Source organism: Actinomadura gamaensis (assembly GCF_042652125.1).
In the GTDB taxonomy this organism is placed as follows: Bacteria; Actinomycetota; Actinomycetes; order Streptosporangiales; family Streptosporangiaceae; genus Spirillospora; species Spirillospora gamaensis.
In genome coordinates this window covers 361,237-375,838 of the sequence record NZ_JBHSIT010000006.1, presented here as the reverse complement: position 1 = coordinate 375,838, position 14,602 = coordinate 361,237, and the positions used below count along the sequence as shown (strand labels likewise).

Annotated in this window: 12 protein-coding genes; 8 read left to right on the top strand and 4 right to left on the bottom strand. The window is 73.0% G+C overall.

Annotation, left to right across the window (positions count from 1 at the left end; all coding sequences use genetic code 11):
• Positions 1 to 2: 2 nt before the first annotated feature.
• Positions 3 to 755 carry a phosphotransferase gene (locus ACFPCY_RS22135; protein WP_378258034.1) on the bottom strand — a complete coding sequence of 251 codons (753 nt, stop codon included), beginning with the start codon at positions 753 to 755 and terminating at the stop codon, positions 3 to 5.
• 20 nt (positions 756 to 775) lie between these two features.
• Positions 776 to 2,026: an MFS transporter gene (locus ACFPCY_RS22130; protein WP_378258032.1), complete on the bottom strand. Its 1,251-nt coding sequence runs from the start codon at positions 2,024 to 2,026 to the stop codon at positions 776 to 778.
• A 498-nt stretch (positions 2,027 to 2,524) separates the two neighbouring features.
• Here ACFPCY_RS22130 and ACFPCY_RS22125 point away from each other — a divergent pair, with 498 nt between their 5' ends.
• Positions 2,525 to 3,130 (top strand): response regulator transcription factor, encoded by a 606-nt coding sequence (locus tag ACFPCY_RS22125; protein WP_378258030.1) that lies wholly within the window; start codon positions 2,525 to 2,527, stop codon positions 3,128 to 3,130.
• Here ACFPCY_RS22125 and ACFPCY_RS22120 read toward each other — a convergent pair.
• Entirely contained in the window at positions 3,056 to 5,374 is a 2,319-nt protein-coding gene (locus ACFPCY_RS22120; RefSeq protein ID WP_378258028.1) for a sensor histidine kinase, read from the bottom strand. The two genes, ACFPCY_RS22125 and ACFPCY_RS22120, sit on opposite strands and share 75 nt — an antisense overlap.
• A 189-nt stretch (positions 5,375 to 5,563) precedes the next feature.
• Here ACFPCY_RS22120 and ACFPCY_RS22115 point away from each other — a divergent pair, with 189 nt between their 5' ends.
• From ACFPCY_RS22115 to ACFPCY_RS22100, 4 genes are all read left to right on the top strand, one after another.
• A complete protein-coding gene (locus tag ACFPCY_RS22115; RefSeq protein WP_378258026.1) occupies positions 5,564 to 6,199 on the top strand; it encodes a DUF1579 family protein in 636 nt (211 codons plus the stop codon).
• Between the two features lie 90 nt (positions 6,200 to 6,289).
• Positions 6,290 to 7,225, top strand: a complete 936-nt coding sequence (locus tag ACFPCY_RS22110; RefSeq protein WP_378258024.1) for a zinc-binding dehydrogenase — start codon at positions 6,290 to 6,292, stop codon at positions 7,223 to 7,225.
• Between the two features lie 337 nt (positions 7,226 to 7,562).
• On the top strand, positions 7,563 to 8,222 hold the full coding sequence (locus ACFPCY_RS22105) for an MBL fold metallo-hydrolase (RefSeq protein WP_378258023.1): 660 nt from the start codon (positions 7,563 to 7,565) through the stop codon (positions 8,220 to 8,222).
• A 57-nt stretch (positions 8,223 to 8,279) separates the two neighbouring features.
• A complete protein-coding gene (locus ACFPCY_RS22100; RefSeq protein WP_378258022.1) occupies positions 8,280 to 9,752 on the top strand; it encodes a carboxylesterase/lipase family protein in 1,473 nt (490 codons plus the stop codon).
• On the opposite strand, the gene ACFPCY_RS22095 is transcribed toward ACFPCY_RS22100, so the two are convergent.
• Positions 9,686 to 10,807, bottom strand: coding sequence for a TetR/AcrR family transcriptional regulator C-terminal domain-containing protein (locus ACFPCY_RS22095; protein WP_378258020.1), 1,122 nt, complete (start codon positions 10,805 to 10,807; stop codon positions 9,686 to 9,688). The genes ACFPCY_RS22100 and ACFPCY_RS22095 overlap by 67 nt on opposite strands.
• A gap of 152 nt (positions 10,808 to 10,959) precedes the next feature.
• On the opposite strand from ACFPCY_RS22095, the gene ACFPCY_RS22090 reads away from it, so the two are divergent.
• The 3 genes from ACFPCY_RS22090 (at position 10,960) to ACFPCY_RS22080 (ending at position 14,572) form a co-directional block, all read left to right on the top strand.
• Positions 10,960 to 12,534, top strand: coding sequence for an amidohydrolase family protein (locus tag ACFPCY_RS22090; RefSeq protein WP_378258019.1), 1,575 nt, complete (start codon positions 10,960 to 10,962; stop codon positions 12,532 to 12,534).
• A 90-nt stretch (positions 12,535 to 12,624) separates the two neighbouring features.
• Positions 12,625 to 13,509: an SDR family oxidoreductase gene (locus ACFPCY_RS22085; protein WP_378258017.1), complete on the top strand. Its 885-nt coding sequence runs from the start codon at positions 12,625 to 12,627 to the stop codon at positions 13,507 to 13,509.
• A 103-nt stretch (positions 13,510 to 13,612) separates the two neighbouring features.
• On the top strand, positions 13,613 to 14,572 hold the full coding sequence (locus tag ACFPCY_RS22080) for an NAD(P)H-quinone oxidoreductase (protein ID WP_378258016.1): 960 nt from the start codon (positions 13,613 to 13,615) through the stop codon (positions 14,570 to 14,572).
• Positions 14,573 to 14,602: the final 30 nt, after the last annotated feature.

Genomic DNA, 14,602 nt, shown 5'->3' with positions numbered 1-14,602 from the left:
GGTTAGAGGGCGAGGCGGGAGCGGACGGCGGCCAGGCCCTCGTCGCGCATCGCAGGATCGTCGGTGGTGACGCCTCGTGTGACCTCGTACCAGGGGCCCAGTTTGTGCCAGAGGAGGGCTCGGGCTCGGAGGGGCGGTGTGACGCCGTAGGCGGTGGCCAGGGCGTTCGCGAAGGCGGGCGGAGTGCCGTGAAGGGTCCAGGCGAGGTCGATCGCGGGGTCTCCGGCGTGGGCGTCGCCGAAGTCGATGACGCCGGACAGGCGTCCGTCCCGGGTGAGGATGTGTTCGGGGCCGAGATCGGCGTGGACGACCGTGGTGGCGATGCCCTGGTCGACGGCCTCCAGGAGAGCGGCGGCGTCGGCGCGGGCGTCTTCGGGGAGCAGGGGGATGACGTGGGTTCGGAAGAGCGCGAGGTCCTCGGCGAACTCGTCGCGAATGTCGCGAAGGCCGTGGGCCCTGGCCTCGTCGGTGGGCGTGTCGTGCAGGGCGCGGAGGAACTCGCCCAGGCTCCGGCCTTGCCCGGCGGTCGGAGACTCCAGAGGGTCACCGGGGACGAGGCGGTGGCGGACGGTCAAAGGGTCCTCCGACACGAGTTCCGGGATGGGCACCGGCAGCGGGAGGCGCGGGGCCAGCCACGGCATGAGGCGGACCTCGGCCAGCAGGCGGACGTGCACGTCCGGGCGGCGCGGGACGCGTTCGACCCAGCCGTCCGTGAGCGTCGCCGTGCTGTCCCAGCCCCCGTCGAAATCGTTCATGCTCCGAGTATCGCGGGAGGTCACTGAGGTTGCAGCCCCGGGCGGGGCGGGATGGTGGCGTCCATGCGCATCGAGCGGTTGAGCGTGGCGACCAGGGCGATGGCGATCGACAGCAGGGAGAGCAGGAGGACGGCCGTCCGGGGATCGGCGGCGGACAGCAGGTAGCCGCCGAGCAGCTGGCCCAGCGGCATGGAACCCCAGCCGGCCAGGAGCGCGACGCTCTTGACCCGGCCGAGCAGGTGGTCCGGGATCACCTCGTACTGGTAGCCGACGACCACCACGTTCCACAGCGGACCGGCGAAGGCCATGCAGGCGATGATCGCGGCGAGCTCGTACGGGCTGGTCGCGAGGGCCAGCAGCGGTGCGGTCGCGGCCCAGATCCACGTGACGCCGATGGCCACGGACCGGGAGGACATCAGGTTCGGGACGCGCGGCGCGGCCAGCGCACCGACCAGGCCGCCGACGCCGAAGCAGCCCAGGACCAGGCCCGTCCCGGCGCTGCCCGCGCCCAGAGGCCGGCACAGGACGATCAGGCTCAGGATCAGCGCCTGGAACATCAGGTTCACCGCGGAGGTCAGCACCACGCTCATCCGGACGAACGGCTCGTGCCACAGCCAGCGCAGGCCCGTCCCGATCTCGCCCAGCAGGTCGCGGAACCAGGAACCCTCCGACGGCCGGGGCGCGTCCCGCCGCTCCGTCCGGATGCCGAGGACGGTGCCGAGCGACACCAGGTAGGACGCCGCGTCCGCGAGGAAGGGAAGCGCATGGCCGAGGCCGAAGAGGAACCCGCCGAGCGGGGACCCGGCCAGCGCGGCGCTGCGGCTCTTGGCCTCCTGCCTGGCCAGCGCCTCGGTCAGGCGCTCGGACGGCACGAGCGCCGGCAGCAGGGCCCGCTGCGCCACGCTGAAGAACACGAAGCACGACCCCGACAGGAACCCGGCGGCGAGGACGTGCGCGAACGTCACCCCGTGCAGCACCAGCGCGACGGCGAGACTGCCGAGCGCGACGAACTGACCGATCTCGCAGAAGAGCATGACGCGGCGGCGGTCCCAGCGGTCCACGAGGGCCCCGGCGGGCAGGTAGAACAGCACGTACGGAAGCGTCGCCGCGAACCCGGAGACGCCGGCCTTGGCCGGAGAGCCGGTGAGCGCAAGGACCAGCAGCGGAAACGCCACCGAGGTCATCCGGGTGCCGATCTCGGAGAACGTCTGCCCCGCCCAGAGGAGCACGAAGTTCCGGTTCCGCCAGAGTGACTCGCCTCGCCCCCGCATCCTCCCAAGATCACCCCCCACCTCAGTCCCCGTCAACCACGCCCCCGCCCAAAACCCCGTCCCCTCCCAAGTCCCACCCCCAAACTTCAGCCACACCCGAACCTCAGCCCCTCAAACGCCCCGCCCCTCCCCCTCGCCCCCCAGCCACCCGCAGTGCCGAGCCACCACCGCAAACGCAAAATGTCCCTCCCACGCGTCACCCCCGCGACCCACACGCGTGGCCCGCCCCGTCCACGCCCAGCCCGCCGCGCGCGTTGGCCGCACCGATGGTTCGGCCGGACGCGTCATCCACCTTCGGTTGGCTTGTCCGCCCTTGGGGCGCAGTTCGGAGGGGCGGTCGGTTGGTGCGAAGGGTGGAGGCTTGGGAGTGAGCGGGGCGCCGAAATGGAAGGTTCGTCTGAGTTACGATGGCGGACCGGTGCGGACGGGGGGCGCGGACGTCCGGACGGAACGGTGCCGGGCCGCCTGGGCGGACCGGGGTGGCTGCTCGGAGAAGGCGTGATCAGGGTTCTCATCGCGGAGGACATGACCATCCTGCGCGAGGCGCTCGTCGGACTGCTCTCGATGGAGAACGACATCGAGGTGGTGGCCGAGGTCGCCGACGGGGAGCGGGTCGTCCCCGCCGCGCTGGCGCACCGTCCGGATGTGGCGGTGCTCGACATCGGGCTGCCCGGGCAGGACGGCATCGCGGCGGCGGCCGAGCTCCGCGAGCGCGCGCCGGAGTGCCGCGTGGTCATCCTGACGTCGATCACCAAGCCGGGCGTCCTGCGCCGGGCGCTCGGCGCGCGGGTCGAGGGATTCGTCGCCAAGGACATCCGCGGCGCGGACCTCGCCGACGCCATCCGGACGGTCGCCGCCGGGGGACGTGTGGTGGACCAGGCGCTGGCCCTCGCCGCGCTGCAGGCGCCCGAGAGTCCGCTCACCCAACGGGAGACCGAGGTGCTGCGCATGTCGGCGACCGGGGCGCATCCCGCGCAGATCGCCGAGCGGCTCTTCCTCACCTATGGGACCGTCCGGAACTACCTGAGTTCAGCGGCCGTCAAGCTGGACGCCCGGAACCGGGTCGACGCCATCCGGATCGCGACCGAGGCCGGCTGGATCTGAGCGGAACTCGGCGACGACCTCGAACAGGCCGCCGGGCCGCCGCCTCGCCACCAGCCCTCCGCCAGTGCGCTGCGCCAGGTTGACCAGCCCGGATCCCGGACCAGCGACACCCAGGCCCAGACCGGATTCCAGGCTTGCAGTATCCGTCGCCAGTCCAGACGCTGGACCGGCAGTATCCGAGGCCGGTCCCGATTCCAGGCTTGCGGTACCCATCGCGAGGATGGATGTCGGATTAGCGGTATCCGACGCCGGCCCGAAGCTCAGACCCGCGGTAACCGGCGCGAGTCCGGAGGCCGGATCGGTGGTGGCCGGCGCTGGCCTGGATCGGGGATCAGCGGCAGTCGGCGTCGGCCTGGGTCTGGCGTCATCGGCGTTCGGCGACGTTTCTCGCGCCGGTCGGTCTGCCGTGTCGGGGGTGGCGCCGTCGTTGACGACGTGGAGCCGCACGATGTCGCCGTCCTGCGAGATGGTGATCTCGCAGGTCCGGGCCCTGCTGTGGCGGAGCACGTTGGTGACGGTCTCGCGCAGGACGGCGGCCAGCGCGGTGTCGAGTTCGGGCGGAAGAGGGCGGTGCTCGACGTCCGTCCCGGTCGTGATGCCCGCCGACTCCAGCATGCGGCGGGCCGCGCCGATCTCGGCCGCCAGGGTCAGCCGGACGCGGTCGACGACGATGGCGTCCAGTTCGGCCATGCTCCGCTCCACCAGCGCCGTGAGCGCCGCGATCTCGGCGCGGGCCCGGTCGGGCGCGGTGTCGAGGAGACGCTCGGCCAGCTCGCCCTTGAGCGCGACGGCGGACAGGCTGTACCCGAGGACGTCGTGCAGGTCGCGGGCGACGCGGGTGCGCTCGCGCCGCACCGCCCGGTCGGCCAGGTCGTGCCGGGCCCGCTCCAGCACCGCCGCCAGCTCGGACAGCCGTTCCAGCGCGTACACCAGCCACATGAGCATCACGTGGCCGCCCAGGGCCGCGAGGTCGCTCGTCAGCGAACTCTCGGTCTCCCGGCGCAGCAGCGCGAAGTGGACGGCCAGGACCGCGCCGACGAGCATCCACGAGAACGGGCGGCGCACTCGTAGCAGGAGCGCGCCGGAGAAGAAGCTCAGCAGCCGATCCCACGCCGTGGTGAGGAGGAAGACCGGCAGCACGATCAGCAGCGACTGCACGGCGAAGACGAGCCGCGTCCGGGGCAGCGTCTGGAGGATGACGATCGCGCACAGGGCGAGCACCCCGAGCGCGAGCATCTCCGGACTGAGGTGGCCGAGCCCGAGGTCGTCGTAGAGCGAGATGTTCGCCAGCACGAGCACGCACTGGATCACCAGCACGGCGAGCAGCACCCGCCGCGCCGGCCGCGGCGACCCGAGCGGAAGCGGCTCCTCGGAGAACGGCACGGCGCGATACGCGGCGGCCGTTGCCCGGACGTCACCCAGCGCCCGCCGGGCCAGATCGGTCGCCTCCCGAAGGTCCTCCCCCGCGCTTGCCGTCTCCTCCCCATGGTCGTTTCGTGCAAGCTCTGCCGCCTCTGGAAGGTCGTCCTGGGCGTGGCCCGGCGCCTCACGGAGGTCGTCCAGGGCGCGGCCCGTCGTCTCCCGAGAGTGGTCTCGCGCGAGCCCTGCCGCATCTCGCGAGTCGTCCGGCGGGCGGATCGGGGAAGCGTTGCGAAGGCGGAAGGCTATTGCTTGGAGCCTGCCGCCCAAGGCGTCGCGGAGTTCGTCGTCCAGGCGTAGGCGTTCGCGTGCCAGCGCGGAGCGGGCGAGCTCCTCGCGGGTGGACGCCAGCCGCTCGATGGTGCGGACGAGCGCGGCCATGCTGAAGACGATGAGCCCGTCGTCCGCCACGATGACCATGCGGGAGACGCCGGTCGCGATGTTCCCGCCGTCGAGCAGGACGATCAGTCCGGTCACGGCGACGACGAGGGTGAACAGCGACCACGCCCAGCGGGTGGGCAGGGCGTGGAGCAGGGCGGCGGCCACCGTCCACGGCATCCAGTCCCACTGGAGTCCGAGGATCGGGAACGGGACGAGGTACAGCGCCACCACGCACGCCAGCAGCGAGTAGCGGACGCGCGGCCCTCGGCAGAGTGCGAGCAGCGCGATCAGCGGCGGGTACGAGGTGGTCGCGAGGACGACGCCGAGGGCTCCCCAGCCGTTGTCGATCCCGGACGCGGCCCGGATGGCGAACAGGATGGCGAGGGACGCCCACAGCATTCCGCGGACCGGCCGCGGTGGCAGGTCGTCGGGAATCCGTTCCACGCGTCTCCCCGAGACCTATGACAAATGCACTATCCGCCCGATGACAGCGACACTACCGGGACTTTCGAGGCCACTGGGAGCATTCCGCCGGGAAGCGACGACCGCTTCCCGCGGCGTCCGCCTGACCGCTCGCGCGGTCGCTCGCGGCGTCCGCCCGGCTCGTTCTCGAAGTCGCAGGGAGTCCCCAGCATGATCAGGAAAGTTTCCGTACCGGTGGCCGCGGCCGTGCTCGTCACCGGGCTGGGCGGGGTGGCGGTCGCGTCCGTCCCGTCGTCGTCGCCGTCCGCGGCCGGCCCGGCGGCGCCTGCCGGCAACCTCGACCCGGGACCGAACCACCGACGCCTCGACCCGCTGGTCGGCACGTGGAAGGCCGTGAAGACGAACTACCTGCTCGGCGGCAACGGCAAGCCGGTCGTCTCCCGCGACATCACCGTCCGGACGCGGTGGATCGCGAAGACCGGCGGCCGTTTTCTCGAGGAGCGGACCGAGGGGACGCTCGCGGGGAAGCACTACTTCCGGCTCGGGATCCTCGGCTTCTCCAACATCGACCGCCGGTACGAGTGGACGACCTTCGACAGCGTCACGCCCACCGCGATGACCTACCGCGGTCCGCGGGTCAGCGGCACGCCGTCGGTGCTCTCCATCCCCGGCGCGTTCACCGATCCGGGGCTGCTCGGCCCCCGCTACTACGGTAAGACCATCCCCATGCGGACGGTCATCACGATCCCCCGCAACGGCCACCCCACCTTCGACCTCTACTTCACCCCGCCGCAGCAGAAGGAACGCCTCGTCGACCGCGTCGTCTACACCCGGAAGATCGGCTAGGCGGCCGCGCCTGGCCGGGCCAGGCCAGGCCGGGCCAGGCCGGAAACGGGAACGGAAAGAACGCGGATCACGAGAAACGGAGAGGTTCACATGCGCGCACTGATCGTCGACCCCGACGCGCCGGCCCGGCTCGTCCTCGGCGAGGCGCCCGAGCCGGTCCCCGCGGCGGGGCAGGCGGTGGTCGAGGTCCGGCACTCCTCGCTCAACTCCGCCGAGCTGTACTTCGCCGGACGGGCCGAGCCCGGCACCGTGCTGGGCTTCGACGCCGCCGGCGTGGTGGTCGAGCCCGCCGCCGACGGGACGGGCCCGGCCGCCGGCGCGCGGGTCGTGACGTTCGGTGACGGCGGGGGCTGGGCCGAGCGCCGCGCGGTCGACGTGATCGACCTCGCGGTCGTCCCGGACGCGGTGGACCTGGCGGACGCGGCGACCCTCCCGGTGGCGGCCGGCACGGCCCTGCGCGCCCTGTGGCAGGCCGGGCCGATCGCCGGACGGCGCGTCCTGGTCACCGGCGCGTCCGGCGGGGTCGGCTCCTTCGCCGTGCAGCTCGCCGCGATCGGCGGCGCCCACGTGATCGCGTCCGTCGGTTCGGCGGCGAGCGGCGAGGGCCTCGCGGAGCTCGGCGCGAACGAGGTCGTCCTCGGACCGGAGAACGTCGGCGGACCCGTCGACGTCGTCATCGACATGGTCGGCGGCGCGCAGCTCGCCGCCGCCTACGGCCTGCTGACGCCCGGCGGCAGCCTGCAGAGCATCGGATGGGCGTCCGGGGAGGCGGCCGTCCTTCCTCCCGGCTCCACGTTGGGGCGCCGGTCCCCGACCTCGATCACCTCGGTCTACAACGGCGCGGGCGTGACCGACCGGCCCGCCCAGCTCAAGGCGCTGCTGGACCTGGTGGCCACCGGCCGGCTCCGTCCGAGGGTCTCCTGGCGCGGCCCCTGGGACCGGGTGGCGGAGGCGGCCGACGCTCTGGCGGGACGGCGCCTGCAAGGCAAGGCGGTGCTGGACGTGACGCCCGAGCCATCGCGCTAGGCCGCCGTCCCCCGGCGTTGGGCTCCCGCGATCCCGATCATTGGGAGGGACGCGGGAGGGCCCCGGTTTCGGGGACGCGGCGCAGGTGGCCGTTTCGCTCGTCGTTTCCCTGGCCGTTCCGGTCGCGAGGCGGCGGCCGATCGCGGTGGCGGTTCCGCCGCTGCCCGCGCCGACGACCACCCAGTCAGGGGCGGCGGGCAGGCGGCCGAGCAGGACGGCGCCGGTGTGCGCGCGGTGCTCGGCGGCGTCGGCGTCCAGGAGGCGGAGAGAGTCGATCACCGCACGACGGTAGCTTTCCGGGCGGCGTCGCGGACCGGCGCCGAGTACTTTGGCGATCATGCGCATGACGAAGTACGGGCACGCGTGCGTGCGGCTGGAGAAGGACGGCCGGTCCCTGGTGATCGACCCCGGCGAGCTGACCCCCGAGGCCGAGGCCACCGACGGTGTGGACGCGGTGCTGATCACGCACCAGCACGAGGACCATTTCAGCTTCGACAAGCTGCGCGCGACTCCCGCCGCCGTCTACACCAGCGCCGGGATGGTCCGGCGTCTGGAGGAGCTGGACGACGCCCGCGAGCCGGACGACGCTCAGAAGCTCGACCGCGAGAACATCCACGCCGTCCGCGACGGGGACACGTTCGAGGTGGCGGGGTTCCGGGTGCGGGTGATCGGTGAGAAGCACCATTTCAGCCATCCCGACTTCCCGCCTGTGGACAACGTCGGTTTCCTCGTCGACGACGTGGTGTTCCACCCGGGCGACGCGCTGACGCAGGTCGAGGTCCCGACGCTGCTGCTGCCGGGGCAGGCGCCGTGGCTGACCGTCCCGATGATGATCGAGTACCTGCGGACGGTCGCGCCGGAGCGGGCGTTCGCGATCCACGACGGCCTGGTGAACGAGATCGGCCTCGCGGTGCTCGACGACGTGCTGGCGATGGAGGCCGAGCGGGCCGGCCGCGAGTACCGGCGGCCCGCGGTCGGGGAGAGCGTGGAACTGTAGGACAGTTTGGTGCGGCCGTGGGCTCCGCACGGCCCGACCTTGGGAAACGCTCCCAGCATGAGCAGTGTGGAAAGGGACGTCCGGGCGGGGCGCGTGCGCGGGGCCTGGCGCGGCGGGGTGGCGCGGTTCCTCGGCATTCCCTACGGCCGTCCGCTGACGGGCGCCGCGCGGTTCGCCGCCCCGGACACGGCCGTGACGTGGGACGGCGTCCTCGACGCGACGGCGTTCGGGCCGTCCCCGCCGCAGGCGCCCGATTCGCGCCGCCTACCCGGTCCGTCCGATGCGCGCCGCCCGCCCGGTCCGTCCGATTCGGATCCGGACGACTACCTGCGCGTCAACGTCTGGACGCCCGACCCCGACGCGACCGGCCTCCCGGTGATCGTCTGGGTGTGCGGAGACGGTTTCGTCGCGGGCGCGTCGGCCGACCCGTCGTTCGAGGGGACGGGCCTCGCGCGGGACGCGAACGTCGTCCTCGTCTCGATGGACCACCGCCTCGGCATGGACGGGTTCGCGCTGCTGGAGGACGCTCCCGCGAACCGCGGCCTGCTCGACCAGGCGGCGGCGCTGCGCTGGGTCCGCGACAACGTCGCCGCGTTCGGCGGCGATCCGGGGAACGTGACCGTGTACGGGCAGTCGGCGGGCGCCGCGTGCGTCGCGGCGCTGGTCACGATGCCGTCCAACCGGGGGCTGTTCCGGCGGGTCGTCCTCGGGAGCGTGCCGAACGCCTACCTGTCGCCCGAGCGCGCCCGGCGGGTCGCGGCGGACGTCGCGGGCCTCGTCGGCGCCCGTCCGACCGCCGGGGATCTCGCGCACGTCCCGGCGGACGACCTGGTCAAGGCGGTCGGCGCGGGTCCGGCGCAGAACGTGCCGGGTCCGGTCGTCGACGGCGAGGTGCTGGCCGCCGACCCGTGGACGGCGTTCGGCGACGGCGCGCTCGCCGACGTCCCGCTGATGATCGGCCACACCCGGAACGAGTACCGCCTCTTCGTCGCCCGCGCCGGTCTCCTCGGCCGCGTCACCGCCGACGTGGCCGACCATGCGCTCGGCGCGCTCGCACCGCCGGGCGGTCCCGACGCCTACCGCGAGGCCCATCCCGACGCCGGGCCGGAGGAGCTGTACGACCTCGTCCTGAGCGACGCGCTGTTCCGCATGGGCACCTACCGGCTCGCCGAGCTGCACCAGGGACCGACCTACCTGTACGAACTCGGACTCACCGTGCCCGCGCACGAGGGAGCGCTCGGCGCGCCGCACTGCGCGGACATCCCGCTCCTCTTCGACGTTTTCGACGCAGGGCTCGGGGTGGAGCTGTTCGAGGGAAATCCGTCCTGCACGGCCCGCAAGCTAGGCGCCCGTATGCGCCGCGCGTGGGGCGAGTTCGCTCGCGGCGGCGATCCGGGCTGGCTTCCGTTCGACCGCGACCGACGCCTCACCCGGGTCTTCGACGAGCACCTCTCGGAGGTCCGCTACCCCGAGGAGGCGTCGCGCCGCATCTGGTCCGATGTCCGCTTCGGCCCGCTTCCGGCGTCCTGAGCCGGACCGCTTGCAGCGGATCGCGCGAGCAGGGCGTCGATGCCGTCGAGGTGCAGGCGCAGGCCGAACTCGAAGAGCTCGTCGAGGTCGGCCAGGACCGTCGCGCCGGGCGGGATCACGGCGGCGAGCGCGCCGAACCGGCCGCCGGCGAACAGGTCGGCGTGCAGGGAGCGGTCGGCTGACATCCGCTCGCGTCCGGTGATGCCGGTGTCGTGTTCGGCCTGCACCTCCAGCGCGTGGCTGGCGGCGATGCCGCCCACGTAGCCGTCGAGCGCGAGGACGGTGTGCAGCGTGTCGTGCCCGCTCAGGCCGAGCCCGCCGAGGGCGCGCACCTCCCAGTCGACCATGCGGACGCCGCTCGGCACGGCGGGCGGGCGGACGAGCGAGTTGTGCATGATCGCGGGCAGCCAGGGGTGGCGGCGGTACGCGCGCCACTGCACGCGCGCGGACAGTTCCAGCTTGGCGCGCCATCCGTCCGGGCCGGGCTCGGGCAGCGCCTCCTCGCCGAACGCGACGTCCGCCATGAGCCGGAGCAGTTCATCCTTGTCCGGAATGTACCGGTACAGCGACATCGGGCCGACGTTCAGGCGCGCGGCGAGGCGGCGCATCGTGAGGGCGGTGAGGCCCTCGCGGTCCGCGAGGTCGATCGCCGCCCTGACGACGACGTCCCGCGTCGAGCCGGGCGCCACGCCCGTCGGCGACGCTCCCGGGACGATGCCCTCGGCGACCCGGCCGGGACCGCTGGCGCCCCGGCCGGTGTCTCCGGCGCCCCGGCCGGTGTCTCCGGTGTCGCGGGCGGGGTCTCCGGTGTCCCGGCGGGGATCTGCGGTGGCCCGCTCGGCGACGATCGTCCCGCCGCCGGGCACGGTGCGGACCCAGCCCTGCTGCCGCAGGACGTTCAAGGCTTTCGCCGCTGTCGCCATGGCCACGCCGTATTCGCGGACGATCTGCCGCGTGGACGGCACACGCCGCCCCACCGGCAATTCCCCCGACTCGATCCGGTCGCGGATGGAGGCCGCGATGCGCAGGTAAGGAGGGGTTCCGTCTGGCTCCACCGTTCTAGTCCACTCCCCTGCCGATCGGTCACCGTACTAGTACAAGGCCTGCCCTTTTCGCCGAAATGCCTTCAGAGCGAGGCATTTCGGCAGCCGCCCCAGGATTCTCCTCTATACGTTGTACGCACTGTACTAGTCACGAGGAGTTGTGGATGGCGCACGACGAGAAGGCCCGGTCACGCCGGGAGGTACTGGGCGGGACGGCGGCGGTGTTCGCGGGGGCGGCGCTGCTCGCCTCCGTCCCGCGCCCCGCCTCCGCCCTCGAAGGTCCCGGCTCGTCGAGGGCGGGCGAGGGGGCGGCGTTCGCGCTGACGCACGCCACGCTGATCGACGCGACGGGCGCGCCGCCGATGCGCGACATGACCGTCCTCGTCCGGGGCCAGGTGATCGCCGCGATCGGGCGGACCGGCGAGGTCGCCGTCCCGTCCGGCGCGAAGGTGCTCGACCTGGCCGGGCGGTTCGTCATCCCGGGACTGATCGAGTCGCACGTGCACAGCATCGGGCCGGAGACCGTCGTGCCGCCGCTGTACGCGCTGACCGGCGTGACGTCCGTACGGGAGATGCGCGGCGAGACGTTCCACCACCAGTGGCGGGACGAGATCGCAAGCGGCCGGCTGCTGGGGCCGCGCTGGATCATCGGCAGCCCGATCGTCGACGGGCGTCCGTCGCTGCACACGTCCGTCACCGGTTCGCTGATCGAGGTCGGGACCGCCGCCGAGGCGCGCGAGGCCGTGCGGCGGGCGAAGCGCGAAGGGGCCGACTTCGTGAAGGTCTACTCGCGGCTCACGCGCGAGGCGTACTTCGCGCTCGCGGACGAGGCGCGCGTCCAGGGGATCCCGTTCGCGGGCCACTGCCCCGACCCGGTCACGATCGCGGAGGCCGTCCGCGCCGGGCAGCGGACCCTGGAGCACATGGACGCCGTGCTGCTGGCGACGTCGTCCCGGGAGCGGGAGATCCGGCGCGGGCTGGCCGCGATCACCACGGACGCGTCGCAGGACACCTTCCACCGCTACCGCGACTGGTACCAGCGGATCCATGCGCTGGAGCACCTGGCCGTGCGCTCGTTCGACCCCGAGCGGACGCGCGCGCTGTTCCGCGATCTGGCCCGGCACGGACGCGCGGTCGTCCCGACGCTCCGCATCCACCAGTCCCTGGAGTTGCCGGAGACGAACCGGAAGACCGACGAGTGGAAGTACCTGTCGTCCGACATGACGAGCTGGTGGAGCGACGTCGCCGAGGTGATGACCGGCGGGCGCTCCGCCGAGGAGGCCGCCGAGATCAGGGAGATCTTCGAGCACCGCAAGGCGCTGGTCGGGCGGATGAAGCGGGCCGGGGTCCGGCTCCTCGCGGGCACCGACACCGGCGACCCGTACATCGTCCCGGGCTTCGCGCTGCACGAGGAGCTGGAGCTCCTCGTGCAGGCGGGGCTGACTCCGATGCAAGCCCTGCAAGCCGCCACGAGCGAGCCCGCCCGCGCTTTCGGCATGGCCGAAAAGCTGGGAACGGTCGAGCGTGGCAAGCTCGCCGATCTGGTCGTCCTGGACCGTGACCCGCTGGCCGACATCCGGCACACCCGGACGATCCACGCGCTCGTCGTCAACGGCCGCCTGATCACCTCCGACGAGCGGACCCGCCTCCTCGCCGAGGTCGAGAAGGCCGCCCGCTCCGAGCGAGGCCCGGTGGCCCCCGCCGGATGCGGTTGCGCGAAGCACCCGTCGAGACCATGACGGCCCGTTCGCCGCGGCTTGACCTTCCGGCCGGGGCGAACGGGTATCCCCTGCTCACAGGCATTCCGCGCCGAAAGTTGGGGGTTTCGCATGCGGGTGTTCGTCACGGGCGCGTCCGGCTGGATCGGCTCGGCTCTCGTCCCGGAGCTGCTCGGGGCCGGTCACGAGGTCGTCGCGCTCGCCCGGTCGGAGCACACGGCCGCCGCGGTCGCCGAGGCCGGCGCCGAGGCCGTGCGCGGCGACCTGTCCGACGCGGACACCCTTCGCGCGGCGGCCGCCGACGCCGACGGGATCGTCCACCTGGCCTTCGACCACGATTTCTCCCGGTTCGCGGAGGCGACGCGGACGGACGCGCACGTCATCGAGACGTTCTGCGACGCGCTCGCGGGCTCGGCGAAGCCGCTGGTGGTGACGGCCGGGACGCCCGTCGTGCCGGGACGCGTGGCGACCGAGCGCGACGACTCCGCGCCCGACTCGCCGGCGGCGGCGCGGGACGCGAACGCGCGGACGGCCCTCGCGGCGGCGGGCCGGGGCGTCCGGCCGTCGGTGGTGCGGCTGCCCCGGTCGGTGCACGGCGAGGGCGACCGGCACGGCTTCGTCCCGCGCCTGATCGCCATCGCCCGGGAGAAGGGCGTGTCCGGGCAGGTCGGCGACGGGTCGGCGCGCTGGCCCGCCGTGCACGTCCGGGACGCCGCGCACCTGTTCCGGCTGGCGCTGGAGAAGGCCCCGAAGGGCGCGGTGCTCCAGGCGGTCGGGGACGAGGGTGTGCGGACCCACGACATCGCCGAGGTGATCGGACGCCGCCTGGGCGTGCCGGTCGCGTCCGTCCCGGCGGAGGAGTTCGGCTTCCTGGGACCGCTCCTGTCCGTGGACCAGCCGGCGTCCGCCGAGCTGACGCGCGAGGTCACGGGCTGGACGCCGACGCGTCCGGGCCTGCTGGACGACCTCGCCAAGGGCCACTACTTCTCAGCCTGACTGATGCTGGCCTGACCTGCGGAGATTCAATGTTGCCACTGCTCACATCTGACCTGATGTGAGCGGTGTCGACATCGGGCGGATGAGCCATGGACGGAGTGTCATGAAGGCGATCACGATCAGGGAGCCGGGCGGCCCCGAGGTGCTGGAGTGGACGGAGGTCCCGGACCCGGAGCCCGGCCCCGGCGAAGTGGTCGTCGACGTGGCGGCGAGCGCGCTCAACGGCGCGGACGTCGCGCAGCGTCTCGGCTTCTACCCGGTGCCGGAAGGCGCGTCGCCCTATCCGGGGCTGGAGGCGTCCGGACGCGTCAGCGCGGTGGGTTCAGGCGTGACGGGCTGGCGGGTCGGGGACGAGGTGTGCGCGCTGCTGGCGGGAGGCGGCTACGCGGAGAAGGTCGCCGTCCCGGCGGGACAGGTGCTGCCCGTCCCGCAAGGGGTCGGGCTGGTCGAGGCCGCGGCGCTGCCCGAGGCCGCCGCCACGGTGTGGTCGAACATCGTCATGACCGGCCGGCTGGCGAAGGGCGAGACGCTGCTGGTCCACGGCGGTTCGGGAGGCGTCGGGACGATGGCGGTCCAGGTCGCCAAGGCCCTCGGCGCCCGCGTCGTCACGACCGTCAGCGGCGCGGAGAAGACCGCGCGCGTGCGCGAACTCGGCGCGGACGTCACGATCGACTACCGCACGGAGGACTTCGGCGAGCGCGGGCCGTACGACGTGATCCTCGACGTCATCGGCGGCGACTACCTGGAGCGCAACGTCCGGTCCCTCGCCACGGACGGGCGCCTTGTGATCATCGGCGTGCAGAAGGGCCTGGAGGGCAACCTGAACCTCGCCGAGCTGGTGTTCAAGCGCAAGTCGGTCTTCGGCACGACGCTGCGGTCCCGGCCCGCCGAACGGAAGGCCGCGATCGTCGCCGCCGTCCGGGAGCACGTCTGGCCCATGATCGAGTCCGGGGCCGTCCGGCCCGTCGTGGACCGGACCGTCCCGCTGGCGGAGGCCGCCGAGGCGCACCGGCTGATGGCCACCGCCCAGCACATCGGAAAGATCGTTCTCGTCGGCGGCTAGAGTTCCTGGAGTGCGGTTAGAGTTCCTGGA